At 72.1% G+C, this 26,797-nt stretch carries 24 protein-coding genes, 1 tRNA gene and 1 riboswitch; of the genes, 12 read left to right on the top strand and 13 right to left on the bottom strand.

All coding sequences use genetic code 11. The features are described from left to right. Positions 1–326: 326 nt before the first annotated feature. The 4 genes from ACFYXM_RS05075 to ACFYXM_RS05060 all read left to right on the top strand — a co-directional run bounded on the left by ACFYXM_RS05075 (position 327) and on the right by ACFYXM_RS05060 (position 6,411). Positions 327–602 carry a DUF3311 domain-containing protein gene (locus ACFYXM_RS05075; RefSeq protein WP_389286962.1) on the top strand — a complete coding sequence of 92 codons (276 nt, stop codon included), beginning with the start codon at positions 327–329 and terminating at the stop codon, positions 600–602. After that, complete coding sequence (gene mctP, locus ACFYXM_RS05070; protein ID WP_389286960.1) at positions 599–2,248, top strand: monocarboxylate uptake permease MctP; 1,650 nt, start codon at positions 599–601, stop codon at positions 2,246–2,248. The genes ACFYXM_RS05075 and mctP overlap by 4 nt, the downstream gene beginning before the upstream one ends. 435 nt (positions 2,249–2,683) lie before the next feature. Next, a riboswitch (cobalamin riboswitch) is annotated at positions 2,684–2,765 on the top strand. Between the two features lie 161 nt (positions 2,766–2,926). Further along, positions 2,927–5,374, top strand: a complete 2,448-nt coding sequence (locus tag ACFYXM_RS05065; protein WP_389286957.1) for a ribonucleoside-diphosphate reductase subunit alpha — start codon at positions 2,927–2,929, stop codon at positions 5,372–5,374. Then, positions 5,374–6,411, top strand: a complete 1,038-nt coding sequence (locus ACFYXM_RS05060; protein ID WP_389286954.1) for a ribonucleotide-diphosphate reductase subunit beta — start codon at positions 5,374–5,376, stop codon at positions 6,409–6,411. Before ACFYXM_RS05065 ends, ACFYXM_RS05060 begins: the two co-directional genes overlap by 1 nt. Before the next feature lie 4 nt (positions 6,412–6,415). Here the strand turns inward: ACFYXM_RS05060 and ACFYXM_RS05055 are convergent, their stop codons facing one another. Further along, on the bottom strand, positions 6,416–6,628 hold the full coding sequence (locus ACFYXM_RS05055; protein ID WP_073781864.1) for a hypothetical protein: 213 nt from the start codon (positions 6,626–6,628) through the stop codon (positions 6,416–6,418). 81 nt (positions 6,629–6,709) lie between these two features. Here ACFYXM_RS05055 and ACFYXM_RS05050 point away from each other — a divergent pair, with 81 nt between their 5' ends. After that, positions 6,710–7,669, top strand: coding sequence for a helix-turn-helix domain-containing protein (locus ACFYXM_RS05050; RefSeq protein ID WP_389286952.1), 960 nt, complete (start codon positions 6,710–6,712; stop codon positions 7,667–7,669). 67 nt (positions 7,670–7,736) lie between these two features. Here ACFYXM_RS05050 and ACFYXM_RS05045 read toward each other — a convergent pair whose 3' ends face one another. The 9 genes from ACFYXM_RS05045 to ACFYXM_RS05005 all read right to left on the bottom strand — a co-directional run bounded on the left by ACFYXM_RS05045 (position 7,737) and on the right by ACFYXM_RS05005 (position 16,413). Continuing rightward, positions 7,737–8,474: a D-Ala-D-Ala carboxypeptidase family metallohydrolase gene (locus tag ACFYXM_RS05045; protein WP_389286950.1), complete on the bottom strand. Its 738-nt coding sequence runs from the start codon at positions 8,472–8,474 to the stop codon at positions 7,737–7,739. Between the two features lie 187 nt (positions 8,475–8,661). Further along, positions 8,662–9,300: a peptide deformylase gene (gene def, locus ACFYXM_RS05040; protein WP_389286948.1), complete on the bottom strand. Its 639-nt coding sequence runs from the start codon at positions 9,298–9,300 to the stop codon at positions 8,662–8,664. 116 nt (positions 9,301–9,416) lie between these two features. Beyond that, positions 9,417–10,409 (bottom strand): hypothetical protein, encoded by a 993-nt coding sequence (locus tag ACFYXM_RS05035; protein ID WP_362019872.1) that lies wholly within the window; start codon positions 10,407–10,409, stop codon positions 9,417–9,419. A 96-nt stretch (positions 10,410–10,505) separates the two neighbouring features. Next, complete coding sequence (locus tag ACFYXM_RS05030; RefSeq protein WP_389286946.1) at positions 10,506–11,816, bottom strand: HD-GYP domain-containing protein; 1,311 nt, start codon at positions 11,814–11,816, stop codon at positions 10,506–10,508. Next, a complete protein-coding gene (locus tag ACFYXM_RS05025; RefSeq protein ID WP_389286944.1) occupies positions 11,813–13,318 on the bottom strand; it encodes an HD domain-containing phosphohydrolase in 1,506 nt (501 codons plus the stop codon). The genes ACFYXM_RS05030 and ACFYXM_RS05025 overlap by 4 nt, the downstream gene beginning before the upstream one ends. Positions 13,319–13,462: 144 nt before the next feature. Beyond that, positions 13,463–13,783 (bottom strand): mycothiol system anti-sigma-R factor, encoded by a 321-nt coding sequence (gene rsrA, locus ACFYXM_RS05020; RefSeq protein ID WP_389286943.1) that lies wholly within the window; start codon positions 13,781–13,783, stop codon positions 13,463–13,465. Continuing rightward, complete coding sequence (locus tag ACFYXM_RS05015) at positions 13,780–14,436, bottom strand: sigma-70 family RNA polymerase sigma factor (RefSeq protein ID WP_199883115.1); 657 nt, start codon at positions 14,434–14,436, stop codon at positions 13,780–13,782. Before ACFYXM_RS05015 ends, rsrA begins: the two co-directional genes overlap by 4 nt. Positions 14,437–14,776: 340 nt before the next feature. Next, positions 14,777–15,427 carry an alpha/beta family hydrolase gene (locus ACFYXM_RS05010; protein ID WP_389286940.1) on the bottom strand — a complete coding sequence of 217 codons (651 nt, stop codon included), beginning with the start codon at positions 15,425–15,427 and terminating at the stop codon, positions 14,777–14,779. Positions 15,428–15,597: 170 nt separating this feature from the next. Continuing rightward, entirely contained in the window at positions 15,598–16,413 is an 816-nt protein-coding gene (locus tag ACFYXM_RS05005; protein ID WP_389286938.1) for an SOS response-associated peptidase, read from the bottom strand. A 78-nt stretch (positions 16,414–16,491) separates the two neighbouring features. Between ACFYXM_RS05005 and ACFYXM_RS05000 the strand changes: the two genes are divergently transcribed. From ACFYXM_RS05000 to ACFYXM_RS04975, 6 genes are all read left to right on the top strand, one after another. Beyond that, positions 16,492–17,205, top strand: a complete 714-nt coding sequence (locus ACFYXM_RS05000) for a M50 family metallopeptidase (protein WP_389286936.1) — start codon at positions 16,492–16,494, stop codon at positions 17,203–17,205. A gap of 229 nt (positions 17,206–17,434) precedes the next feature. Next, positions 17,435–18,841, top strand: a complete 1,407-nt coding sequence (gene aroA, locus ACFYXM_RS04995) for a 3-phosphoshikimate 1-carboxyvinyltransferase (protein ID WP_389286934.1) — start codon at positions 17,435–17,437, stop codon at positions 18,839–18,841. A 3-nt stretch (positions 18,842–18,844) separates the two neighbouring features. Continuing rightward, complete coding sequence (gene rsgA, locus ACFYXM_RS04990) at positions 18,845–19,861, top strand: ribosome small subunit-dependent GTPase A (protein ID WP_389286932.1); 1,017 nt, start codon at positions 18,845–18,847, stop codon at positions 19,859–19,861. A gap of 210 nt (positions 19,862–20,071) precedes the next feature. After that, the gene (locus ACFYXM_RS04985) at positions 20,072–20,395 is read left to right on the top strand and encodes a DMT family transporter (RefSeq protein WP_389286930.1); all 324 of its coding nucleotides are present in this window, start codon (positions 20,072–20,074) and stop codon (positions 20,393–20,395) included. A gap of 104 nt (positions 20,396–20,499) precedes the next feature. Then, positions 20,500–21,303, top strand: coding sequence for a histidinol-phosphatase (hisN, locus tag ACFYXM_RS04980; protein ID WP_389286928.1), 804 nt, complete (start codon positions 20,500–20,502; stop codon positions 21,301–21,303). A 202-nt stretch (positions 21,304–21,505) separates the two neighbouring features. Continuing rightward, a complete protein-coding gene (locus tag ACFYXM_RS04975) occupies positions 21,506–21,910 on the top strand; it encodes a cyclic nucleotide-binding/CBS domain-containing protein (RefSeq protein WP_073781850.1) in 405 nt (134 codons plus the stop codon). Positions 21,911–22,132: 222 nt separating this feature from the next. Here the strand turns inward: ACFYXM_RS04975 and ACFYXM_RS04970 are convergent, their stop codons facing one another. After that, the gene (locus tag ACFYXM_RS04970) at positions 22,133–23,584 is read right to left on the bottom strand and encodes a catalase (protein WP_389286925.1); all 1,452 of its coding nucleotides are present in this window, start codon (positions 23,582–23,584) and stop codon (positions 22,133–22,135) included. Between the two features lie 160 nt (positions 23,585–23,744). Here ACFYXM_RS04970 and ACFYXM_RS04965 point away from each other — a divergent pair, with 160 nt between their 5' ends. Next, positions 23,745–24,164, top strand: a complete 420-nt coding sequence (locus tag ACFYXM_RS04965; RefSeq protein WP_389286923.1) for a Fur family transcriptional regulator — start codon at positions 23,745–23,747, stop codon at positions 24,162–24,164. A gap of 238 nt (positions 24,165–24,402) precedes the next feature. On the opposite strand, the gene ACFYXM_RS04960 is transcribed toward ACFYXM_RS04965, so the two are convergent. Further along, positions 24,403–24,476, bottom strand: a tRNA-Met gene (locus ACFYXM_RS04960). 138 nt (positions 24,477–24,614) lie between these two features. Further along, positions 24,615–26,762, bottom strand: a complete 2,148-nt coding sequence (locus tag ACFYXM_RS04955; protein WP_389286921.1) for a tetratricopeptide repeat protein — start codon at positions 26,760–26,762, stop codon at positions 24,615–24,617. Positions 26,763–26,797 lie beyond the last annotated feature (35 nt).

Raw genomic sequence — 26,797 nt, 5'->3', positions numbered from 1 at the left:
GCCCGCCGGGCCACCCACCGCGCGACCGGCTCGCCCGGTGGGCCGTCCCGTCCGCGCGGGCGCCCCGCCCGGTCCTGCCCGTCCTCACGGTCCCGCCGGTCCCCGCCCGGCCCTCCCGACCGCCCCCGTGGAACGCGCCTCCACGGGGGCGGTCGCATGTCTCGCGCCCACCAACTCCCGTACGTCTGACCATATTCCGAATATGCGCACCAGCCGCGGAACCGATTCCGGGCGGAAATGCGATCAGGGGGTGACGGTGACCGAATCCCTCCCCTAGATTTCCTGCGCGTCACAGCAGGTGATCAGCGAGGGGACGGAGTCGCCACATGACTGCAAGTCCGAAGGACGTGTCCGCAAGCCCGGGCGGGAGGCCGCCCGCGATCACGCCGGTGCGGGTGGTCATCGCCCTCTGTCTCGTCGCGCCGTTCGTCGCGATGCTCTGGGTGAGTTCGTACGCGAAGGTGGATCCCGCCTTCATCGGTATTCCGTTCTTCTACTGGTACCAGATGCTCTGGGTGCTGGTCTCCACCGCGCTCACGGCCGTCGCCCACAAGCTGTGGCAGCGCGACCAGCGCGCCCGCAAGGGGGGTGAGCAGGCGTGAAGGACGGTGTGAACGGCGTCGCGCTCGGCGTCTTCGTCTTCTTCTTCGCGGCCGTCACGGTCATGGGCTTCCTGGCGGCGCGCTGGCGCAGGGCCGAGAACGAGGCCAGCCTCGACGAATGGGGCCTGGGCGGACGGTCGTTCGGCACCTGGGTCACCTGGTTCCTGCTCGGCGGCGACCTGTACACCGCGTACACCTTCGTCGCCGTTCCCGCGGCGATCTACGCGGCGGGCGCGGCGGGCTTCTTCGCCGTGCCGTACACGATCCTGGTGTATCCGCTGATCTTCACCTTCCTGCCCCGGCTGTGGTCGGTCTCGCACCGGCACGGGTACGTGACGACGTCCGACTTCGTCCGCGGGCGCTTCGGCTCGAAGGGGCTGTCGCTGGCGGTCGCCGTCACCGGCATCCTCGCCACGATGCCGTACATCGCGCTGCAACTCGTCGGCATCCAGGCGGTGCTGGACGTGATGGGCGTCGGCGGCGGCGAGAACACGCACTGGTTCGTCAAGGACCTGCCGCTGCTGCTCGCGTTCGCGGTGCTCGCCGCGTACACCTACTCGTCGGGACTGCGGGCCCCCGCGCTGATCGCGTTCGTCAAGGACGGCCTGATCTACCTGGTCATCGTGGTGGCGATCGTCTACATCCCGATCAAGCTGGGCGGGTTCCACGACATCTTCGCCGCCGCCCAGGAGAAGTTCGCCGGCCCGCCCGGCGGGAAGCCGACCGGCGCCCTGGCGCCCGGCGAGGCGAGCCAATGGGCTTACGCCACCCTGGCGTTGGGCTCGGCGCTGGCGCTCTTCATGTATCCGCACTCGATCACGGCGACGCTCTCCAGCCGCAGCCGTGACGTGATCCGGCGCAACACCACGATCCTGCCGCTGTACTCGCTGATGCTGGGTCTGCTGGCACTCCTCGGCTTCATGGCCATCGCCGCCGGGATCAAGGTGGAGAACGGGCAGCTGGCCATTCCGCAGCTGTTCGAGAACATGTTCCCCGACTGGTTCGCGGGCGTCGCGTTCGCCGCCATCGGCATCGGCGCGCTGGTGCCCGCCGCGATCATGTCGATCGCGGCGGCGAACCTCTTCACCCGCAACATCTACAAGGACTTCCTGAAGCCGGACGCGACCCCGAAGGAGGAGACCAAGGTCTCCAAGCGGGTGTCGCTGCTGGTGAAGGTCGGGGCACTGGCCTTCGTCCTCACCATGGACAAGACGGTCGCGATCAACTTCCAGCTGCTGGGCGGGATCTGGATCCTCCAGACCATGCCGGCCCTGGTCGGCGGCCTGTTCACCCGCTGGTTCCACCGCTGGGCACTGCTCGCGGGCTGGGCGGTCGGCATGGTGTACGGGACGGTCGCCGCCTACGGGGTCGCCAGTCCGACCCAGGCGCACTTCGGCGGATCGTCCGCGGAGATCCCCGGCATCGGTGAGATCGGTTACATCGGCCTGACGGCGTTCGTGCTGAACGGGGCGGTGACGGTGGTGCTGACGTTCGTCCTGAACGCGGTGAAGGCGCCCGCCGGCATCGACGAGACCTCCCCGGCCGACTACACGGCGGACGCGGGCGATCCGGGTGTCCGGGTGGAGCTGCCGCCGGCCGTGCCCGAGCCCCCGAGCGCGGCGGCGGCGCCGGGCGGCGGCCGCTGAGGACGACCCCTTCCACGGCTCGGAGCGGGCGGTCACCGACCACTCGCCACGCGTCCGGAACGAGCGGTCGCCGACTGTTTGCGCGTGCCCGGAACGGGCGGTCGCCGGCCCCCGGCGTTCCCCGGACGCGCGGGTCACCGACCGCTCGCCGCGCGTCCGGAACGGGTCGGCCACCGGCCCGTTCCCGGGCACTCCGGCGCTCGGGAACGGTCGGCCCGCCCGGCCGGGCCCGCGTCGCTCCGACGACCGCCCGCAGGGCCCCAGGACGGCCCGTCGCGGCCCCTTTCCCGAGGGGCCGCGACGGGCCGTCCGCCGTCTCCCGAAAGGCCCGCAGAACGCGTTCCACGGTTCCGGCCCGCATCAGCCGACACAACATCTGGGGGCTGCCGCATCGAGCGGCCCCCACATGTATGCTCATGCTCGCTGTCGTCGCAGGGGAATCCGGTGCGAATCCGGAACTGTCCCGCAACGGTGTGTTCGGTGCGCTTTTGCGCAGTCCCGAGCGAGTCCGAGGACCTGTCGACAGCGCATCCGGTTCGACCGATCCGGATGCCAGACGTCCGGGCCTCGCGGATGGGCCGGTGGACGCCGTACACAGCGCTGCCCCGCCCCGGGCCCGGCGCTGTCCGGCCGCCCCCGCTCCCCGCCGGCCCCGAGCCGAGCGAGGGAGAGCACCGCGTGACCATCGCGCCAGCCGATCCGGCCTCAGTCGCCGTGTCCGAAGCGACCGTGTCCGAGGCGGCCGAGTCCGGGGGAACCGCACACGACGGGCCCGGTACCGCACACGACGGACCCGGGACCGCGCTGCTGCGGACCCTGACCGCCCTCACCGTCGACCTGCCCGACACCGACCCCGGCCGGGTGGCCGCCGCCGCGCTGCGCGGGCGCAGCGCCCGGGCGGACGAGGCCGAACTGCGGGCGCTGGCGACCGAGGCCGCCGCGGGGCTGATCTCCGAGGACCCCGCCTACTCCCGGCTCGCCGCCCGGCTGCTGACCCGTGCCATCGCGGACGAGGCTGCGGGACAGGGCGCGGTCTCCTTCTCCGCGTCCGTCGCCGTCGGCCATCGCGAGGGCCTGATCGCGGACCGCACCGCCGCGTTCGTCCGGGCACACGCCGCCACCCTGGACGCCCTGGTCGAACGCTCCCTCGCCGACGGCGCCGACGACCGGTTCGGCTACTTCGGGCTGCGCACCCTGCACAGCCGCTATCTGCTGCGCCACCCGCACACCCGTCAGGTCGTCGAGACCCCGCAGCACTTCATGCTTCGGGTGGCGTCCGGGCTCGCCGAGGACGACTCCCCGCGTGCCGTGGACGAGGTCGCGGCGCTGTACGGGCTGATGAGCCGGCTCGACTACCTCCCCTCCTCCCCCACGCTGTTCAACTCCGGTACCCGGCACCCGCAGATGTCGTCCTGCTATCTGCTGGACTCCCCGCTCGACGAGCTCGACTCGATCTACGACCGCTACCACCAGGTGGCGCGCCTCTCCAAGCACGCGGGCGGCATCGGTCTGCCGTACTCCCGCATCCGGGCCCGCGGTTCGCTGATCCGGGGCACCAACGGGCACTCGAACGGGATCGTGCCGTTCCTGAAGACGCTCGACGCCTCCGTGGCGGCGGTCAACCAGGGCGGCCGTCGCAAGGGCGCGGCCGCCGTCTACCTGGAGACCTGGCACGCGGACATCGAGGAGTTCCTGGAGCTGCGCGACAACACCGGTGAGGACGCCCGCCGTACGCACAACCTGAACCTCGCGCACTGGATCCCCGACGAGTTCATGCGCCGGGTCGACGCGGACGGCGAGTGGTCGCTGTTCTCCCCGTCCGACGTGCCCGGGCTGGTCGACCTGTGGGGCGAGGAGTTCGACGCCGCGTACCGGGCCGCCGAGGCGAAGGGGCTGGCCCGCAAGACGCTGCCGGCCCGGGAGCTGTACGGACGGATGATGCGCACCCTCGCGCAGACCGGCCAGGGCTGGATGACGTTCAAGGACGCCGCCAACCGGACCGCGAACCAGACCGCCGAGCCGGGTCGTGTCGTCCACTCGTCGAACCTGTGCACCGAGATCCTGGAGGTCACCGACGACGGCGAGACGGCCGTCTGCAACCTGGGCTCGGTCAACCTCGGCGCGTTCGTCACGGGCGGGGACATCGACTGGGAGCGGCTGGACGCCACCGTCCGCACCGCCGTGACCTTCCTCGACCGGGTCGTCGACATCAACTTCTACCCGACCGAGCAGGCCGCCCGCTCCAACGCCAAGTGGCGCCCGGTGGGCCTGGGCGCCATGGGCCTCCAGGACGTCTTCTTCCGGCTGCGGCTGCCGTTCGACTCCGCCGAGGCCCGTGCGCTGTCCACGCGGATCTCCGAGCGGATCATGCTGGCCGCGTACGAGGCGTCCTGCGACCTCGCGGAACGGTCGGGTCCGCTGCCCGCCTGGGAGCAGACGCGGGCCGCGCGCGGCGTGCTGCACCCCGACCACTACGCCACCGAGCCGAACTGGCCGGAGCGCTGGGAGGCGCTGCGCGCCCGGGTCGCGAGGACCGGCATGCGCAACTCGCTGCTGCTCGCCATCGCGCCGACGGCGACGATCGCCTCGATCGCGGGCGTGTACGAGTGCATCGAGCCGCAGGTCTCCAACCTCTTCAAGCGCGAGACGCTCAGCGGCGAGTTCCTCCAGGTCAACGCGTACCTGGTGGACGACCTGAAGCGGCTGGGCGTGTGGGACGCGCGGACCCGCGAGGCGCTGCGCGAGGCGAACGGCTCGGTACAGGGCTTCGCCTGGATCCCCGAAGACGTGCGGACGCTCTACCGCACCGCGTGGGAGATCCCGCAGCGCGGCCTGATCGACATGGCCGCGGCCCGTACCCCGTTCCTCGACCAGAGCCAGTCGCTGAACCTCTTCATGGAGACGCCGACCATCGGCAAGCTCTCCTCGATGTACGCGTACGCCTGGAAGAGGGGGCTGAAGACGACGTACTACCTGCGTTCGCGCCCCGCCACCCGGATCGCCCGCGCCGCCTCCGGCCGTACCGCGGCGACCGCTCCCGTCCCCGCCCAGCAGGCTCCGGTCCCCGACGCGGACGCGATCGCCTGCTCCCTGGAAAACCCCGAGTCCTGCGAGGCCTGCCAGTAATGACCGACACCGACCCCGAGAAGAACCTGCTCGACCCGGGCTTCGAACTGACCCTGCGCCCCATGCGCTACCCGGACTTCTACGAGCGCTACCGGGACGCGATCAAGAACACCTGGACCGTCGAGGAGGTCGACCTCCACTCGGATGTCGCGGACCTCGCCAAGCTCTCGCCGGGCGAGCAGCACATGATCGGCCGGCTGGTCGCGTTCTTCGCGACGGGCGACTCGATCGTCGCGAACAACCTCGTCCTCACGCTGTACAAGCACATCAACTCCCCCGAGGCGCGGCTGTACCTGAGCCGTCAGCTGTTCGAAGAGGCCGTGCACGTCCAGTTCTATCTGACGCTGCTGGACACCTACCTGCCCGACCCGGACGACCGGGCGGCGGCGTTCGCGGCGGTCGAGAACATCCCGTCCATCCGTGAGAAGGCCGAATTCTGCTTCAAGTGGATGGCCGCCCTGGACGGGCAAGGAGGGGTGGAGAAGATCGACCGGCTGGAGTCGAAGGCCGACCGCCGCCGCTTCCTGCTCAACCTGATCTGCTTCGCCGCATGCATCGAAGGGCTCTTCTTCTACGGTGCCTTCGCGTACGTGTACTGGTTCCGCTCCCGCGGCCTGCTCCACGGCCTGGCCACCGGCACCAACTGGGTCTTCCGCGACGAGACCATGCACATGAGCTTCGCCTTCGACGTCGTGGACACCGTCCGCAAGGAGGAGCCCGACCTCTTCGACGACCAACTCCAGCAGCAGGTCACCGACATGCTGGAGGAGGCCGTGACGGCCGAGCTCCAGTTCGCCCGCGATCTGTGCGGCGACGGCCTGCCCGGCATGAACACCGACTCGATGCGGCAGTACCTGGAGTGTGTGGCCGACCAGCGGCTGGCGCGCCTCGGCTTCCCGACGGTCTACGGCTCCGAGAACCCCTTCTCGTTCATGGAGCTCCAGGGCGTGCAGGAACTGACCAACTTCTTCGAGCGCCGGCCGTCCGCGTACCAGGTGGCCGTGGAAGGCACGGTCGACCTCGACGAGGACTTCTGACGCCCTAGACCCGGGCCCAGCTTCTGAGATGGGGACGCCGCGCGGCCGTGACGGGCCGCGCGGCGTCCGCCGTTCCCGGCGGCGCCTCCGCGCGTTCCCGTTCCGCCTCCCGCAGCTCGCGGTCGATGCGGCGTTCCCGGGCGAGTCCGGCCAGGGTGGGCAGCAGGAAGAGAACGATGAGAGCGGAAATGCCAAGGATGTCCAGGAGTGTGTTCATGGCTCCACTCTCGTCCGCGCGCCCGCTCCCCGGCAGTGGCAGGACTGCCATGCACCATCGATTTGCTGCCACACTGGTGGGATGCTGAACAACGTCGCCGCTCTGCTGCTCGACGAGGTCCACCCCTTCGAACTGGGGGTGCTGTGCGAGGTCTTCGGCCTCGACCGCAGTGCCGAGGGCCTTCCGGTCCACGATTTCGCCGTGGTGTCCGCCGAGGGCCCGGCGCTGCGGACGCACGCCGGGTTCACGATCGGCACCCCGTACGGCCTCGACCGACTGGAGGAGGCGGATCTCATCGCCGTACCGGCCTCCGGCGACTCCGGCGGCCGGGACTACCCCGAGGAGGTCCTCGACGCCCTGCGCCGGGCCGTGGGCCGGGGCGCGCGGGTGCTGAGCGTCTGCTCCGGCGCGTTCGTCCTCGGTGCGGCCGGGCTGCTGGACGGGCGCCGCTGCACCACTCACTGGCGCCACACCGACCAGCTGGCCCGGCGCTTTCCACGCGCCGTCGTCGAACCCGACGTGCTGTACGTGGACGACGGCCCGGTCGTCACCTCGGCGGGCACGGCGGCCGGGATCGACGCCTGCCTGCACCTGGTCCGGGAGGCGTACGGCTCCGACACCGCCAACGCGATCGCCCGCCGCATGGTGGTGCCGCCCCACCGGGACGGGGGCCAGGCGCAGTACATAGAGCGGCCGTTGCCGCGCACCCGCTGCGACACGGTCGGGGAGACGCTGGTGTGGATGGAGCGCCACCTCGCCCAGGAGATGACGGTCGACCAGCTGGCGGCGCAGGCGCACATGTCACCGCGCACCTTCGCCCGCCGCTTCCAGCAGGAGACCGGCACGACGCCGTACCGTTGGCTGCTGCGCCAGCGGGTGCTGCTGGCGCAGCACCTGCTGGAGACGTCCGACGAGACCGTGGACACGATCGCCGGGCGCACCGGGTTCGGGACGGCGGCGGCGCTGCGCCATCAGTTCGTCCGGTCGCTGGGCACCACCCCGCACGCCTATCGCCGCACCTTCCGCGGTTCGGCCGCCTGACCCGGGACGGCCGTCGATCGCGCTCCGGCCCGGACGCCCCGGCGGGCGCCCGGGCCGGGGCCGGGTGTCAGACGCCGCAGTTCGGGGCCGACCAGTAGTGGCTGGGGCCCTGGTTGACGTGGATGTGGTCGCCGTGGCCCGGGTAGCCCGGGCCGAGGATCCCGTTGAAGCCGTGGTTGCGGGCCTGCTTGGCGAGGGTGCACAGGGAGTGCGGCCCCGCGCCGAGATCTGCCGCGTCCCCGTACATGTGACGGCTGTTGGCCGCACCGCCGACCGCGCTGTTGCAGGTCTGGGACCGGAAGCCGCTGGTGACCCGGATCGACTGGTCACCGAGCGCGTGCCGCAGCGCCTCCAGCTTCCACATGGTGCTCAGGGCGCTCGCCCTCGCCGTGCCCGCCGCCACGGCACCGCCCGCCCAGGTGCTGTTGCACTGGTTGAGCTCGGCGTACGTGAAGTGGGCCGGGGTGCAGTCGTTGTCCTGGAGCTCGTAGATCTTGGCCTGGGTGGCCGGGCCCGCGATGCCGTCGGCCGCCAGGCCGTAGGCGGCCTGGAAGCGCTTGACGGCGGCGGTGGTCGCCGGTCCGTAGGAGCCGTCGATGGCGAGTACGGAGTTGTACCCGGGGTAGCCGGCCACCCGGATCTGGAGCTGGACGACGTCGTTGCCGGTGGCGCCCGGGGACAGCGTGCGGGTCCAGGTGTAGCAGCCGTCCGCCTGCGCGGTGCCCGCGGTGACCACGGCCCCACCCCACGCGAAAGCCATGGTCATGACAAAGCCGAGCAGGAGTCGTGCGGTGCGTCCGAGCATGAAGGGCTCCCTGTCGCTGCGAAGGCATGATGAGGATGTGGTCAGAGAGCCTGTCGGAGGAGTCGACGCGCGTCAACCGCCCTTGAGAGACAGGAAGTTGACGACTCCGTAAGCGCGGAAAGCGGTGAGCCCGGTTCCTCCGTGAGCGGGAGGAACCGGGCCCACCGGTGGACCGCGATCAGCGCTCTCAGCCGTTCGGCACGGTCTCGTAGCGCGGCGTGCCCTCCGCCATCTGCCGCAGCGCGTCCTTGCGGTCGCGCTTGGACAGCCGGTCGATGTACAGGTACCCGTACAGGTGGTCCGTCTCGTGCTGCAGGCAACGGGCGAAGTAGCCGGTGCCCCGCACCTTGATCGGGTTGCCCTTGGCGTCCTGTCCCCGGACCACCGCGTAGTCCGGGCGGGCCAGCGGGGCGTACGCCGTGGGGACGGAGAGGCAGCCCTCGTTGGAGTCGTCCAGCACCCGGTCCTCGGGAGCCAGCTCCTCCAGCACCGGGTTGCAGACGGCGCCCACGTGCCGCACGCCCTCGTCGTCGGGGCAGTCGTAGACGAAGACCTTCAGGTCGACGCCGATCTGGTTGGCGGCCAGGCCCACGCCCTCCGCGGTCCGCTGACTGGCGAACATGTCGTCGATCAGCCGGGCCAGGTCGTCGTCGAACTCGGTGACGTCCTTGCACTCCTTGTGCAGCACCGGGTTGCCCACGACCGTGATCGGACGGGAGGTGCCGCGCTCGCGATGCGCCGTCTCACGCTCCTCGCAGTGCTCGGTGTCGACGACGAATTCCTCGTCTTCCACGTTGATCCGCTCGTCCGTCTCCTGCTGCGCCATGTCCGCCGTACGCCTTCCTCAAAAACCTGAAACCCGGGCATCCGAAACCATCCGTGGCGTCCGGGCCCCGAGCACCCGGGCACCGCGACGGTGCCCGTACAGCCTACGGGCACCGGTCAGCAGACTTCTTCGAGATCCCGCCACTCGCGGCTGTCCGGGCTGTCCGCGACCCAGCCGTCCAGCAGCCCGCGCACCAGCCCGGCCGGGGCCGCTATCCCGCACTCCCGCTCCGGCACCCACAGCTCACCGGCCGTGCGGTGCCCCAGCGGCCCCGGATGCCCCGGCTCGCTGTGGTCGTGCGGGTCCAAGTGCTCGCCGTCGCCCTCGTCGCTCTCCATCCGGCTCTCCGAACAGGCCCGGCACAGCAGGCGCACGGACGACGACCAGTCCTCCGCGGCGAACCCGGCGTCGGACGCCAGCCGCTCCAGCGCGTCCCTGTCCGCCTCCGTGGCCGCCTCCAGCAGCACCACCCAGGTGGGAACGGGCGACGGCGCCCACAGCTCGATCTCGTCGAAGACCGGGTACGCGGGCCCGGCAGCGGTCACCCGCTCCCCGTTCGGCACACCGTCGTGGAGGACGACCTCGCCCCAGCGGCGGCCGGACGACGGCAGCGGGATGGAGAGCACCTCCATCCTGGCCGGATCGAGCCTGCGCCCCCACACCACCTCGGCCTCGCCCTCCGGCGACAGCCGTACCGCGGCGCTGCCCAGCTCCATGCCGACGGGCTCGCTGCCCGCCGCCGACGTGTGCTGGCCGGCACCCGGCACCTTCAGGCCGTACGCCTGCCAGGCGCGGCGGGCCAGCGGCCAGTCCTGCAGCGCGGTGGCAGCGATCCCGACGTTCCACCAGTCGGGAGCGCCGGAGTCCTTGTCGAGCAGCGCGACGGCCCTCAGGCCGGCGGCCCTCGCCTGTTCCCAGTCGTGCCGGAACTTGTGCAGCAGTGCCAGGTTGAACCACGACTCCGAGAGCCAGGGCTCCAGGTCCGCCGCGCGTGTCAGCAGCGCGCCCGCGTCCTCGTACCGGCCGTCACCGATCAGCGTGAACGCGCGGTCCGTGGCCTGCCGCCAAGAGGCGGAGGGCCGATGCCGTACCTTCCCGAAGATCCTCACGATTCCCGCCCGTCCCGACTGAGAGCACGCCCTCGTCTTCCGCTCTCTCTTCGCATCCAACCATGCCGGGCCGGACGCCCGCTCATTACCCATGGGTTACCCGGACGGAACGGGAACCAGGCCGCCCCGGGCCAGAACACGGGCCAGCGATTCCACGACCTCGGGCTGGTAGTCGTGCCCGGTACCGAGCCTGAGTTGTTCCAGCGCGCCGAGCGGCCCGATGAGCCCTTCCCCGGACAGGTCGTCGTATGCGTTGACCGCCCGGACGATCCTGGCGGACAACGGCTGCTCGCAGTACGGGTCGGCCTGCCGTTCCACCACGACCGCCACCTCTCCGTCCACCCCGGTCTGCCGGACGACCGCCCCGCCGAGCAGCGCGATGCGGCGCTGCTCGGCGGCGGGCAGGGTGGCGGTGGCCCCGTCCGGGACTGGATCGACGAGCGAGAGCTGGCCGATGTCGTGCATCAGGGCCGCGTACTCCAGCACCAGCAGCCGGTTCCCGGACAGGCCCAGCTCGCGGCCGACGGCGACGGAGAGCTCAGCGACCCTGCGGGCGTGCCCCGGCCGGGTGTGTCCGGCGATCTCGGTGGAGCGGGAGAGCGAGGTGATCGTCTGCCGGTAGGTGGTGCGCACCGCGACGAACCTGCGGAACGCGACCTGGGTCAGCAGCAGCGGCACGCACAGCACGGGCAGCGCCCACAGCCCGGCGACCGCGACCCCGAGGGCCATCACGGCACCGGTCGCGCAGACCGCCGAGCCGATGCCGACGAGCCCCCGCAGCTCGTCGCGGAGCAGCGGCCCGTACGGGGCGGGGGTGCCGACCGCGCCCCGGCGGCCGTACGGGACGGACCGCGAGCGCGCCAGCAGGGCGGCGAGCACGGCGTCGCACAGCCCGGTCAGGACGAGGAGCAGCAGCGGGAGGAGCACGTGGTACGGCCCCTCACCGAACCGGCCCGCGGTGCGCGCCGAGCTGTACAGCGGCTGGAAGCACACGGCGGCGAAGGCGACGGTCAGGACGCGGCGGGCGACCCGGTCGGGCGTCGGCGCGCTGCCGCGCGCCAGATGCGGCACGCAGGCGACGAGCTGCGCCGCGAGGAGCACGGCGACCACCTGGAGGACGTCGTGCCCGGCCGGTTCGCCGCCGACCCGGCCGAGGAGGGCGTACGCCAGCGCGCCCGCGGCCCCGAGCGGTGCGGGCTCGCGCTCGCCGGGCAGCGCGCCCCAGCGCGCCAGCTCGCCGACGGCGATCAGCAGCCCGAAGGCGAGGGCGGTGCCGGGGGCGTGGACTCCGGCCCAGAGCGTGTGGCCGAGCCCGCCGAGGGCCAGGAGCCCGGCGGCGGCGCGGACGACGAGCACGGCGGGCGGCACCGCGCCGGGCCGGGCGCTGGTCCCGCGGGCGCGGATCACCGCGTACGGTCCGCGGTCCGTGGCGGACCGGGGACGGCGGGTGCCTCCCCGTGGGGCGCAGCGGGGCGTTCCGGCGCACGCGGCCCGTCCGGCCCGTATCGCGTGTCCGTTCCGTCCCTCGGGGAGGGCGGGAGCGGCGTTCCGGCGTCGCCCGTGCCGGGGGCCTCCGCCCTGGCGTTCCGGGGCCGCGGAACGGTCTCGTCCGCCGTCACCGCCGGGGTCCCCTGCCAGCCGTGCCGGTCCAGGGCGCGCGCCAGCGCCCGCACCATCCGCGGGTCGAACTGCGTGCCCGCGCACCGCTTCAGTTCCGCGAGCGCCGCGTGCACCGGCCGCCCGCGCCGGTAGGACCGGGTCGACGTCATCGCGTCGAAGGCGTCGGCCACCGCCACGACCCGGGCGAACTCGGGGATCTGTCGCCCGCTGAGACCGTACGGATATCCGCTGCCGTCCAGCCGTTCGTGGTGGTGCAGGATCGCGGCCCGCGCCTCGCCGAGGAAGCCGATGCCCCGGACGATCTCGTGCCCGTACTCCGGATGCAGTTCGATCACCCGCCGCTCCTGCGGGGTGAGCGGTCCGTCCTTGCGGAGCACCCGGGTCGGCACACCGAGCTTGCCGACGTCGTGCAGGATGCCGGCGAACCGCAGGACCTCCAGACGGCCCCGGTCCATGCCCAGTTCACGGGCGATGAGGACGGAAGCGTGGCCCACCCGTTCGCTGTGGCCCCGGGTGTAGGTGTCCTTGATGTCGACGGCCTGCACCAGTGCCCGGATGGTGGCGCGGTGGGCGGCGTGCTCACGGTGGGACTGGGCGAAGACCCAGCACGAGATGTACATCGGCAGCAGCACGATGAGGGCGGAGGGCGGTCCGTACGGGCCGCGCCACAGCACCGCCATCATCAGCCCGGCGAGCCCGTGCACCAGGTGCGGCCCCAGCGCACGGAACGGCAGCCCGCTCCAGGCGCGCCGGACCGGCACCCGTTCGGCCACGGCCAGGATCGAACCGTCCAGCGCGGTCAGCACGAGGCTGAAGACCAGGGCGGCGGCGCAGGCCGGCACCAGTGCGTACGGGAAGTCGGGGAGCCGGCCGCCGTCGGCCGCGGTGCCGCCGAGCGCGGCCCGGCCGCCGAGCAGGACGTGGACGGTCGAGGCCACCCAGACCGTGAGGGCGAGCTGCGCGGCCCGCCAGACGCGCCGGGCCGTGGCGGGTGGATCCTCCACCCGGCCGGCCAGCGAGCCGGGGACGGCGACCAGGGCCGCCGCGGCGGGGGGCAGCAGAAACGCTCCGGCCAGCAGCAGCGGGAAGAACGATCCGGCACTGATCGGCACGGAGCCCAGGAACGGCCAGCGCCCGGGCAGTTCACAGACGAGGTAGAGGCCGGTGAGCAGTCCGAGGGTGACCCACGGTGTCTCGGCCCCCGGCCGCAACGCGGGAAGCCCGCACGTCAGGGCGACGGCCGCGACCGTCCCGATGTAGGCGCGTGCCGTCCCGCGTGTGGCTTCCACCCGCCCCGCCGCCCCTCAGCTCCATCGATGGAGGCGTCACGCTAGCGAGTCGCGCGTCCTGCAGGGCGGTAATGATGTCGATTAGCACATTCGGGTGATGCTGTTCGGACCGACGGTCGTTCGGGCCTCAGGCGCGGCCGGACGTCACTCCTTGGCGGCGGTCGGCCGGTCGCTCCCCGGGGACGTCACGTCCTGCTCCGGGACCACCTGGCCGGAGCGGATCAGCTCGATCCGGCCCATCACCTTGGAGCGCAGGTCGCTCGGTACGTCGTCCTGGCCGCAGCAGCGCTTCACCAGCTTCTTCACCGCCTGCTCCAGACCGTACTTCTCCAGGCACGGGGAGCACTCCTCGAAGTGCACCTCGAACTTGGTGCAGTCGCTGTCGGGCATCTCGTGATCGAGAAACTCGTAGAGGTGATCGAGGACCTCTGAGCAGTCCGTCTCATGCGGCTCTCCGCAGCTCATGAGCCCGAGCCTTTCCGATCGTCCGACCCTCCGGCACCGGCCGGGACGAGCCCGCGCTCACGGGCGTAGTCCTCCAGCATGCCGCGCAACTGGCGGCGGCCCCGGTGCAGTCGGGACATCACCGTACCGATGGGAGTCCCCATGATGTCCGCGATCTCCTTGTAGGCAAAGCCCTCGACATCGGCGAGATACACGGCTATGCGGAACTCTTCGGGAATCGCCTGGAGAGCGGCCTTCACGTCGGAGTCCGGCAGGTGGTCGAGCGCCTGCGACTCCGCGGAGCGCAGCCCCGTCGACATGTGCGACTCGGCGCGCGCCAGCTGCCAGTCCTCGATCTCCTCGGCGGCGCTGCGCTGGGGTTCGCGCTGCTTCTTGCGGTACGAGTTGATGAACGTGTTGGTGAGGATGCGGTACATCCATGCCTTGAGGTTGGTGCCCTCACGGAACTGGTGGAAGGATCCGTACGCCTTGGCGTACGTCTCCTGGACCAGGTCCTCGGCGTCCGCGGGGTTGCGCGTCATGCGCAGCGCGGCCGAGTACATCTGGTCGAGGTAACCGAGAGCGTCCCGCTCGAAGCGCGCGTTGCGCTCGGCGGCCGTCTCCGGCGCGCGGCCGTCGTCGGTACCTGTGTCGGTCCCAGTGACCGGACCCACCTCCTCCAACGCTGGGGCGGAGCCGAAACCGGATCCGCTCGAATCGGAGAATAGTCGACCCTGCCCCGGGACGGGCTGTCGTTCCGAGCCGCTCAGCGCGCGTTCCGAAGCGGTCCTCGCCGCGTACAGAACCGTCCACTCCAGGTCGGCGGCGTTCGAGCGACGTGGGCAGATGGTCGAACCCATGCGACGGACTCCCTCTCCACAAACGACGTTGATGTACCGATGTCACCCACAACAGCCGCCCCTGGCTCAACATTCCCGGGTTCTCACGGGGTCGGGCCGAATGCCCGCGCGGAGCCGGCCCCCTCACCTCGGGAAGTCCGGATTGGGACGAATGTCATACGAGGCCGGTCAGCCAGGCGGTCACGGCGTCGGTCAGGATGCCCATCGCCCGGTCCTCGGTCGGGCCGGACTTCTTCGGCACGGCGAACCCGTGGTCGCCGTAAGGCACCTCGGTGATTCCGTACTCCCCCGGCGGGAACTCGCCGGGCCGACCGAACGGATCGTTGCCGCCCTGCACGACGAGCGTGGGCACACCGGCCCCGAGAAGTTCGTCCGCGCGGGACTTCTCCGGCTTCCCCGGAGGGTGCAGCGGGAAGGCGAGCGCGAGGACCGCGCGGGCGCCGAGTTCCGTCGCCGTCCGGCAGGCGACCCGGGCCCCGGCGCTGCGGCCGCCCGCGACGACGGGCAGGCCGGGCGCGGTGAGCGCCGGCCACACGCCCCGCCATCCGGCGTCCAGGGTCCCGGGGGCGGGCGCGACCTTCTTCCCGGCGACCCGCCAGGGCTGTTCCACGAGCGCGACGCTCACCCCGTGCGCGGGGAGCGCGGCGCCCAGGGCCCGCAGGTCACGGCTCTCGATACCGCCGCCCGCCCCGTGGCCGACGGCGAGCACCAGCCGGGGCTCGCGCGCGGGCAGCCAGGTGATCCGGGCCGGCCCGGCGTCCGTGTCGACCGTCTCGACCCTGCGTTCCGTCTCCGTGGCACTCACGGTTCCCATCCTGCCCCGTCCGGACGGGGTGCCGCTCCCCCGGCCCGCACGGACCTGGTCGCGCGCCGGTGCGGGCCGGTCGCGGCACCAGGAACGAACACACCCCAAGGCGGACCGTCATGAGCGCCGCGGAACGCGGCCCCGCCGAGGAACGCCCCGGAAGGGGGACCTCAGAAAAGCGTGCCCAGCTCCGGACCGGCCAGCTCCGCCAGCAGCTCGGGACCGTTGTTGCGCACGTTACTGACAGCCGTGGCCACCGGATAGGCGCGCATCAGCCCGCCCGGCGGCGGCGCCAACAGCGCCCGCAGTTCCTCGACGTCCGTGCGCGACGGGTCGAGCCAGGCGTCCCACCGGTCCGGCGTCAGCATCAGCGGCATCCGGGGGTGGATCTCGGCGAGCGTGGCCGGGCCCTCGGCGGGGGCGACGGCGAGCGGTGTGGTCTCCGCCTCGGTCGTGATCACCGTGCAGGTCGCCCACCAGGCCATCGGGTGATCGTCCGGCAGGGTCCGGTCGCGCCAGAACTCGTACAGTCCGGCCATCGCGAAGACCGATCCGTCGGCAGGCGTCACGAAGTAGGGCTGCTTGCGCGGCCGCTTCTTCCTCCCCTTCTCCTCCAGCTGCCGTTCCTCCGAGCCGGTGACCCATTCGTAATAGCCGTCGGCGGGCAGGATGCAGCGCCGGGAGACGAAGGGGCGGCGGAAGGACGGCTTCTCGTGGACGGTCTCCGCCCGGGCGTTGATCATGCGCGCCGCCCCCTCGGGGGACTTCGCCCACGACGGCACGAGTCCCCACTTCAAAGCCCGCAACTGGCGAACCGGACGCCGGTCGGCGGCGTCTTTGACAGGACGCTCCAATATGACGTGGACCTCCTTGGTCGGCGCCACGTTCCAGTCGGGCACCAGGGTCTCCTCCGGTTCCCACTTCTCGACGTGGAAGAGTCCGGCCAGATCCTCGGGCCGTCGGCTCGCCGCATACCGTCCGCACATGAGTGCCAGACTGCCACGACCGTCCCGGCGACAGGACGCCGATACCGCAAGCCGCTACCAGGAGGAGCCGCCCCCGCCATGGACAGCATCGATCCGGGAAACCTGTGGGACCGCCTCCTCGGGACCCAGCCCGTGCCCGAACAGTGGCTCGTGGTGGTGACCGGGACGCTCGCGCTGATCGCCGTCGTACCGAATCCGCTCTGGCGGCTGAGCCGCAACGCGATCACGATCGCGCACGAGGGCGGGCACGGGCTGGTGGCGCTGCTCACCGGACGGCAGCTGTCCGGGATACGGCTGCACTCGGACACCAGCGGACTGACGGTCAGCCGCGGCAAGCCGACCGGCATGGGGATGATCCTGACCGCCGCGGCCGGCTACACCGCCCCGCCGCTGCTGGGCCTCGGCGGGGCCTGGCTGCTGACCGACGGCCGGATCACGCTGCTGCTGTGGCTGACCACCGCGCTCCTCGCGGCGATGCTGGTGATGATCCGCAATGTGTACGGGGCGCTGGCCGTGATCTCCACGGGGGCGGCGTTCCTGCTGATCTCCTGGCTGGCCCCGCCCGCCGTGCAGTCTCTGTTCGCGTACGGCGCGGTCTGGTTCCTGCTGCTCGGCGGGGTGCGCCCGGCCTTCGAGCTCCAGGCGAAGCGGCGGTACGGCGGTGCGCCCGACTCGGACGCGGACCAGCTGTCGCGGCTGACGGACGTGCCGGCCGCGCTCTGGCTGTTCCTGTTCCACGCGGTGTCGCTCTGCTCGCTGATCGGCGGGGGCCGTTGGCTGCTCGGACTGTGAGCCGGTGCGCGGCGGCACCCGGCGCCCGGCGGCATCCGCACGAAGGGGTGATGCCCGGCGCGGTGTGCGTCGGCGCCCGGTTGACGCCCGGCGGCACCCGGCGGCACCCGGCACGATGCGATCGTGCCCGGTTGGCGCCCGGTCGGCGTCCACCACGGTTTGATTGCGCGCCGGTTTCGGACCGTTTGATCGAGATTCCGGTTTGCGGTGAACCACTAAAGTGAGGTTCATGACCGAAACCCCCGTGCACCCCGCCCTCTGGCCCGCCCCGCATGCGAGTGGAGCCGTCGACGCGACCGTCACCGTGCCCGGTTCGAAATCGGTCACCAATCGCGCCCTCGTCCTGGCCTCTCTCGCCGCCGAGCCGGGCTGGCTGCGCCGCCCGCTGCGTTCCCGCGACACCCTGCTGATGGCCGAGGCGCTGCGCGCCATGGGCGTCGGCATCGAGGAGACGGTCTCGTCGAGCTCCTCCGCCACGGGCACCCCGGACACCTCCGGCGAGGCGTGGCGGGTCATCCCGGCCGGGCTGCACGGCCCCGCCACGGGCACCCCGGACACCTCCGGCGAGGCGTGGCGGGTCATCCCGGCCGGGCTGCACGGCCCCGCCACGGTCGACGTCGGCAACGCCGGCACGGTCATGCGCTTCCTGCCGCCGGTCGCGGCCCTGGCCGACGGCCCGGTCCGCTTCGACGGCGACCCCCGCTCCTACGAGCGCCCGCTGAACGGTGTGATCGACGCGTTGCGCGTGCTCGGTGCCCGGATCGACGACGACGGGCGCGGCTCGCTGCCGATGACCGTGCACGGCGGCGGCGCGCTGGACGGCGGGACGGTGGAGATCGACGCCTCCTCGTCCTCCCAGTTCGTCTCGGCGCTGCTGCTGTCGGCGCCGCGCTTCAACCAGGGGGTGGAGGTGCGTCACACCGGTGCCCGGCTCCCCTCCATGCCGCACATCCGGATGACCGTCGACATGCTGCGGGCCGTCGGCGCCCAGGTCGACGAGCCGGAGACGGGCGGCGAGCCGAACGTCTGGCGGGTCTCCCACTCCGCCCTGCTCGGCCGCGACCTGACCATCGAGCCCGACCTCTCCAACGCGCAGCCGTTCCTCGCCGCCGCGCTGGTCACCGGCGGCCGGGTCACCATCCCCGACTGGCCCGAGCACACCACGCAGCCGGGTGACGCGCTGCGCGAGATCTTCACCGCGATGGGCGGCAGCTGCGAGCTGACCGAGCGCGGCCTCACGTTCACCGGCTCGGGCCGTGTCCACGGCATCGACGTCGACCTCGGCGAGGTCGGGGAGCTCACCCCGGGCATCGCGGCGGTCGCCGCCCTGGCCGACGGCCCGTCCACGCTGAGCGGCGTCGCCCACCTGCGGCTGCACGAGACGGACCGGCTGGCCGCGCTCACCAAGGAGATCAACGAACTCGGCGGCGACGTCACCGAGACCGCCGACGGACTCCACATCCGCCCGCGCCCGCTGCGCGGCGGCGTCTTCCACACGTACGACGACCACCGGATGGCCACGGCGGGCGCGGTCATCGGCCTCGCCGTCCCCGGAGTGGAGATCGAGAACGTGGCGACGACCGCCAAGACCCTGCCGGACTTCCCGCAGATGTGGACCGGAATGCTCGGGGCCTGAGACATGCGCCGCTACGGCAAGAACCCCGACGAGGACGACGTCCGGATCCGCCCCAACCGCAAGGGCAACCGGCCCCGTACCAGCATCCGCCCCAAGCACGAGGACGCCGAGGAGGGCATGGTCCTCACCGTCGACCGGGGCCGCCTCACCTGCCTCGTCGACGGCCGTACGATCGTCGCGATGAAGGCCCGTGAGCTGGGCCGGAAGGCGGCCGTGGTGGGTGACCGGGTCTCCCTCGTCGGCGACCTGTCCGGCGACAAGGACACACTCGCCCGCATCGTCCGCATCGGTGAGCGCCGCTCGGTGCTGCGCCGCACCGCGGACGACGACGACCCCTTCGAGCGGGTGGTCGTCGCCAACGCGGACCAGTTGGCGATCGTCACGGCGCTGGCCGATCCGGAACCCCGTCCGCGCATGATCGACCGCTGCCTGGTCGCCGCGTACGACGGCGGACTGTCCCCGCTCCTCGTGCTCACCAAGTCCGATCTCGCCCCGCCCGACAAGCTGTTGGAGGCGTACACACCGCTGGGTGTCCCGTTCGTCGTCACCAGCCGCGAGGAGCTGGAGAGCGGCGAGGCCGCCGAGCGGGTGCGCGAGCAGCTGGCCGACCGGATCACCGCCTTCGTCGGACACTCCGGTGTCGGGAAGACGACGCTGGTCAACGCGCTCGTGCCGGAGGACCGCCGACGTACCACCGGGGTCGTCAACGCGGTCACCGGCCGCGGCCGGCACACCACCACGTCCGCGCTGGCGCTGCCGCTGTCCGGCCGGCGGGGCTGGGTGATCGACACCCCCGGCGTGCGGTCCTTCGGGCTCAACCACATCGACCCGTCCCGGGTGATCCACGCGTTCCCCGACCTGGAGCCCGGCACCGGGGACTGCCCCCGCGGCTGCACCCACGAAGGCAACCAGCCGGAATGCGCCCTGGACGCCTGGGTGGCGGACGGGCACGCGGACCCGGCCCGCCTGGACTCGCTGCGGCGGCTGCTGTCCACCCGGGAGCGGCGCGAGGGCGACTGATCCGCGCCCGTCCGCGCGGTGGCCCGCGGCCTTCGCGACTGGCCGGACGCGTGCACGACCGGCCGGGGCTGGTGACGACCGGCCGAGCGGGTGCACGACCGGCCCGGCACGTGTGTGATCGCTTCGGTACGTTTGCGATCTACCGAGACCGGTAAGTGCATAATCACACTCAAGTGGCAAGCCGGTCACCGACGTGGGAGGGCACTGACGATGGCGTGGCTTCTGGTCGTGGTCGCGGGACTTCTGGAGACCGGCTTCGCCGTCTGCCTGAAGCTGTCGCACGGTTTCACCCGGCTCTGGCCGACCGTCGCGTTCGCCGCCTTCGCCCTCGGCAGTTTCGGGCTGCTGACGTTGTCGTTGAAGAAGCTCGACGTGGGCCCCGCGTACGCCGTGTGGACCGGCATCGGGGCCGCGGGCACCGCGATCTACGGCATGGTCTTCCTCAACGACGTGGTCTCCACCCTCAAGCTGGTCTCGATCTCGCTGGTGATCATCGGGGTCATCGGACTCCAGCTCTCCGGCTCGTCCCAGTAGACCGGAGCACGCCGGCGCCGCCGACGCGACCCGGGAATCGTCCACGATGCGGGCGGCCACGCGGTCGTGTGGCTCCGTTCACCCACGGTCGATACTGTGACGACATGCCCGATTACCACGATGACCTGCGGCTCGCCCATGTGCTGGCGGACGCCGCCGACGCCGCGACCATGGACCGGTTCAAGGCCCTGGACCTCAAGGTCGAGACCAAGCCGGACATGACGCCCGTGAGCGAGGCCGACAAGGCCGCCGAGGAGCTGATCCGCGGTCACCTCCACCGGGCGCGCCCGCGCGACGCGATCCTCGGCGAGGAATTCGGGGTCGAGGGGACCGGGCCGCGGCGCTGGGTCGTCGACCCGATCGACGGCACGAAGAACTACGTGCGAGGCGTGCCGGTATGGGCGACGCTGATCAGTCTGATGGAGGCCGACGACGCCGGGGACTTCCAGCCGGTGGTCGGCGTGGTCTCCGCGCCCGCGCTGCACCGGCGCTGGTGGGCGGCGAAGGGCGCCGGGGCGTACACCGGGCGCAGCCTGAGTTCCGCGACCCGGCTCCAGGTGTCGAGGGTGGAGCGGATCGCGGACGCCTCGTTCGCGTACGCCTCGCTGGACGGCTGGGAGGAGCGGGGTCGGCTCGACGGCTTCCTGGACCTGACCAGGGCCTGCTGGCGCACCCGCGGATACGGGGACTTCTGGCCGTACATGATGGTCGCCGAGGGTGCGGTCGACATCTGCGCGGAGCCGGAGCTCTCACTCTGGGACATGGCCGCGAACGCGATCGTCGTCCAGGAGGCGGGCGGCACGTTCACCAGCCTCGACGGGGTGCCCGGCCCCGGCGGCGGCAACGCGGCGGCCTCGAACGGGCTGCTCCACGACGAACTGCTCGGCTACCTCGGCCGGCGCTCCTGAACCCCGGCAACCCGCGCCCCCTCGGGGCGCCTGGCCCCCGGCCGCGCCCCCCGAGGGGTGTCGCGCACCACCGCGCGCCCCTCGGACGGCCCCATTCCCCCCTTGTTGCGGCCCCGCATCGATGCGAGTCTGAGAGTCCACCCAGCTTGTGAACTTGTGAAACGACTCGCGTGGTCGTTTCACGAAGGAGGCGACCCCCCTCATGCTCGTCCGTGACGCAATGAGCACCCTGGTCCTCACCATCGGACCGACCCATACGCTCCGCCAGGCCGCCCGGCTGATGTCGGTCCGCCGCATCGGGGCGGCGGTCGTCCTCGACCAGGACAACAGCGGACTCGGCATCCTCACCGAGCGCGACATCCTCGACGCGGTCGGCTCGGGACGGAATCCCGATGTCGAGACCGCCGCCGCCCACACCACCACCGACGTGGTCTTCGCAGCCCCCACCTGGACCCTGGAGGAGGCCGCCGAGGCCATGACGCACGGCGGGTTCCGCCATCTGATCGTGCTCGACGACCACGGCCCGGTCGGCATCGTCTCGGTCCGCGACATCCTGCGCTGCTGGACGCCCACCAGACGCCGTCAGCGCGTGAAACTCGCCGGCTGACCCCCTGGGGGCCGTCCAGTGGACCCTCACGGACCCGCCCGGCCCCGTGCACCGACCCGCACCGCCCCGCACGGGCCGGCGAGGACCGCGAGGACCCGCCGGTCGGCCCCCAGGACGACCGGCGGACCGGCCCCGAAGAGCGCCGGACCGCCCCCTGCGACGACCGGTGGGCCGGGCCCTCCGAGGAGGAACCCGGCCCACCGTCGACGGCAGATGCCCGGATCAGCCGCGCAGGGCCTGGACCGCGGCCTCCAGACGCTTGCCGAAGTCGCCGTCCGCCTGACGGAAGTTGTTGATCGCGCGCTCGGCGATGTCGTCGCGCGACACCTTGGAGATGAACCCGGCGAGGTTGTCGACCAGCCTGCCCTTCTCGTCCTCCGAGAGGAGCCGGTAGAGGTTCCCGGCCTGGACGAAGTCGTCGTCCTCGGTGTGACTCGGAGCCACGTGCGTACCGATCTCGCCCGTGACCGGCGTGGACTCCCACAGCGGCCGGTCGGTCTGGACCGGCCCGCCGAAGCTGTTCGGCTCGTAGTTCTTCGCGCCCTTGTGACGGCCGTCGTACAGGAAGCCGTCGCGGCTGTAGGTGCGCGCCTCGGCGGCGTGCGGGCGGTTCACCGGCAGGTGGTCGGCGTTGATGCCGACGCGGTAGCGGTGCGCGTCGCCGTAGGCGAAGAGCCGACCCTGGAGCATCTTGTCCGGGGACGGACCGATGCCCGGCACGAAGTGCGCGGGGCTGAAGATCGACTGCTCGACCTCGGCGAAGATGTTCTCCGGGTTGCGGTTGAGCTCCAGCTTCCCGATCTCGATCGGCGGGTAGTCCTCGTGCGGCCACACCTTGGTGAGGTCGAACGGGTTGAAGCGGTACGTGGCCGCCTCGGCCGCAGGCATGATCTGGACCTGCACCGTCCAGGACGGGAAGTCGCCGCGCTCGATCGCCTCGCGCAGGTCGCGCTGGTGGCTGTCGGGGTCCTCACCGGCGAGCTTGTTGGCCTCGGCCTGGGTGAGGCTCTTGATGCCCTGGTCGGTCTTGAAGTGGTACTTGACCCAGAAGACCTCGCCCGCCTCGTTGCTCCACTGGTAGGTGTGCGAGCCGTAGCCGTTCATGTGGCGGTACGAGGCCGGGATGCCGCGGTCGCCGAAGAGCCAGGTCACCTGGTGGGTCGACTCGGGCGACAGACCCCAGAAGTCCCAGACGTTGTCCGCCTCCTGCGAGCCGGTGTACGGATCGCGCTTCTGGGTGTGGATGAAGTCCGGGAACTTGATGGCGTCCTTGATGAAGAACACCGGGGTGTTGTTGCCGACGAGGTCGTAGTTGCCGTCCTCGGTGTAGAACTTCAGCGCGAACCCGCGAGGGTCGCGCACCGCGTCGGCCGCCCCGAGGTTGCCCGCAACGGTCGAGAAGCGCAGGAACGTCTCCGTCTGCTTGCCGACCTCGGAGAGGAACTTCGCCCGGGTCCACTGCGTGACGTCGCGGGTCACCGTGAACGTGCCGTAGGCGCCGGCGCCGCGAGCGTGCACGACGCGCTCCGGAACGCGCTCACGGTTGAAGTGCGCGAGCTTCTCCAGCAGCGACTGGTCCTGCACCAGCACCGGACCACCGACGCCCGCGGTCTGACTGTTCTGGTTGTCGGCGACCGGCGCCCCGGCCTCCGTGGTGAGCGGTCCCTGCGTCACGTGCGCCTCCTGCGTCGTTCCTGCACATTCGTCATGTCGTACACAGCTTGTCCTTGGCGTATGCCAAAGCCGATCCTACAATGGACTTAGTCCAAGTCAAGGGAACATCCAAACTCACACTCGTTCGGGACCTGGTCCCCTCACTGTTAGGCTTGTGCTTATGAGTGACCTGTTGGAACGACTTCGCGGACGCGGCTGGCGTATGACCGCCCAGCGGCGCGTCGTGGCCGAGGTCCTCGACGGGGACCATGTGCACCTGACGGCCGACGAGGTCCACGCACGGGCTGTCGCCAAGCTGCCCGAGATCTCCCGCGCCACCGTGTACAACACCCTGGGCGAGATGGTGACGCTGGGCGAGGTCATCGAGGTCACCACCGACCGCCGCGCCAAGCGCTACGACCCGAACGCGCACCGGCCGCACCACCACCTGGTCTGCGCGCGCTGCGGCACGATCCGCGACGTGCACCCGGCGGGTGACCCGTTGGCGGACCTGCCGACGGACGAGCGGTTCGGCTTCACGGTGTCCGACGTCGAGGTGACGTACCGCGGCATCTGCCCGGGCTGCGCGGCCGGCGGCTGAATTTCCCTTTCCCCGCAGGACCCCGTTCCCTCGCAGGACCCCGATTTCCCGCAGGACCCCGGTTCTCCTGGAGGGCGCCGGAGCACATGCTCCCGTGTGCGCCGGCGCCCTCCGTGCGATGCGCCGGAGCGCACGGAGGCCGACAGGGCACGGCTCATGGGGGAACCGGTCCACCGGGAAGGACAGACGAAAATGCGGAAAGCCGGATCCTTTGAAGGATCCGGCTTTCCGTCTGCAGTAGCGGGGACAGGATTTGAACCTGCGACCTCTGGGTTATGAGCCCAGCGAGCTACCGAGCTGCTCCACCCCGCGTCGTTGTGAGTACAACAGTACGTCACCGCTCAGGACCTGCGCAAATCGCATTCGACTCACCGGACGCGCGGGCCTCGGCAGCACGGCCCCCGGGCCCGTCGGCGCCCGGCCCCGGCTCCCCGGTGCCGGACCGCCGCCTCACGCGGTGAGCTCCTGGTGCAGCGCCTCCCGCAGGCGGGCGGCCCGCTCGGCGACCTCGGCCGGCCCCAGCTCGACCGCCCGCGCACACCAGCGCTGCCCCTCCGTGAGTTCACCCCGGCGCGCGGCCAGCAGGGCGAGCCGCAGAGCCGCCCGCCCGTGCCCGTCGTTCGCGGCCCGGGTCCACCACAGCGCGGCCTCCCGCTCGCTGCCCTCACGGGCGAGCAGCAGCCCGAGGTTGAAGGCGCCGTTGCGGCTGCCCGCCTCGGCGGCCTCGCGGTACCAGTGGGCCGCGCTGTCCACGTCGCCGCGCGCCGCCGCGAGCATCCCGACCCGAACCTGGGCCCGGCGGTGCCCCTGCTCGGCGGCCCGCTCGTACCACTCCTCGCACTCGGTCTTCACCGGCATCGGCTCCCCGAGCGCGGGCGGGCCGGGCGGCCGCCGGGAGTCCAGCACCCCGGCCAGCCGGAAGGCGGCCTCCGCGCTGCCACCCCCGGCGGCGCAGCGCAGATGGCGCTCGGCCTCCTGCTCCTCACCCCGCTGCAGCAGGGCCATGCCGACCTGCAGCGCGGCCTCCGTATGACCGGCCGCCGCGGCGCGCTCGTAGCAGACCAGTGCCGTACGGTCCTCGCCGCGCCCGGAGTACAGGATGCCGAGGTTGAAGGCAGCGTCGACGCTGCCCGCCTCGGCGGCCTTGGAGAACCAGGGCTCGGCGCCGGTAGCGTCGCCCGCCTGCAGGAGGAGCACGGCCAGCGCGTTGGCGGCCTCGCGGTGGCCCGCGTACGCGGCGCGCCGGTACCACTGCTCGGCCTGTGCCGTACGGTCCTGGGCGGCGCAGAGCAGCCCCAGGTTGTAGGCGCCGTTGACGTCCCCTGCGGTCATGGCGGCCCGGTACCAGCGCTCGGCGGTCTGCTGCTCACCCCGGGCTGCGTGCAGGGCCCCCAGGGCGTTGGCGGCGTTCCCGTCGCCGTCCTGGGCGGCGCGCAGCCACCACACGGCGGCGCTCTCCACGTCCCCCGCGTCGCGCAGCAGGAAGCCGAGGGCGCAGGCGGCGCGCGGCTCGCCGGCCTTCGCCGAGATCAGGTACCAGCGGCCCGCCTCCTTGGGCTCGCCGCGCTGTTCCAGGAGGGTGCCGAGGCGCAGCGCGGCGCGCTGGTGGCCGCGCGCGGCGGCCTGCCGGTACCACTGCTCCGCCTCGCCCGCCCGGCCGGCCGTGTGACCCGCCGGACCGCCGCCCTTGCGCACCGCGAAGCCGCCCGTGGCCCCTGGGCGCACGGAGGTGGCGTGGCGCGGGCCCTGATGGCCGAACCGGTCGTACGGATCGTCGTCGGCCTCGGGGTCCAGCATCCGCGCGAGGCGGTACGCCGCCTCCCGGTGCCCCTGTTCGGCGGCGGCGCGCAGCCAGCGCTCGGCCCCCACGTCGCTGCGGTGCTCCAGCAGGTCGGCGAGGGCGTACGCGCCCAGCGCGTGGCCCTGCTCGGCGGACTGCCGCAGCCAGTACTCGGCACCCGGGTCGTCCCCGCGCTCGCGGTAGTACCGGCCGAGGGCGTGCGCGGCGGCAGCGGACCCGGCGACGGCCGCGACACGCCACCAGCCGGCGGCCTCGTCGGTGTACCCGCGCTGGTGCAGGAGGACGCCCAGGTTGTTGGCGGCGGCCCGGTCGCCGTCGGCCGTGGCGGCACGCAGATAGGGTTCGGCTCCGTCCAGGTCGCCGCGCCGCAGCAGCAGCGCGCCGAGGGTGCTCATGGAGGTGGTGTCACCGGCGTCGGCGGCGCGGCGGTGGCGCGCCTCGTGCTCGTCGCTCCCCGGGGTCTCCGCAGGGTCCTGGTCCACCGGGTCCCCGGAGACGTCCCCGGCGCCCGGCACCCCGGCGGCCTCGAAGCCTTCCCGGCTTCCGGCGGCTCCGGGACCCTCCCCCGCCCCGGAGTCCTCACGCCCCTCCTGGCTCCCGGTGTCCTCGACAAGCCCGGGAGTCCCGCGGGCCCCAGGGCGCTCCGCGGCGGCCGGGCGTCCCGTGCTCTCCGTACCCGCTGCGTTCTCTGTCTCCGTGCTTTCGAAGGTCGCGGCACACCCCGCAGTCTCGGCAGTCCCAGTGGTCTCGGTGGTCTCGCTGTTCTCCGTGGTGGCAACACCAAAAGCCGCATTCACCACGCTATCCGGCCGATGAACGCGGCGCCGTGCAA

The organism is Streptomyces sp. NPDC002476, from assembly GCF_042889785.1.
GTDB lineage: Bacteria > Actinomycetota > Actinomycetes > Streptomycetales > Streptomycetaceae > Streptomyces.
Note: the sequence above shows the minus strand (reverse complement) of the source record. Positions and strands in the feature narration are given on the sequence as shown.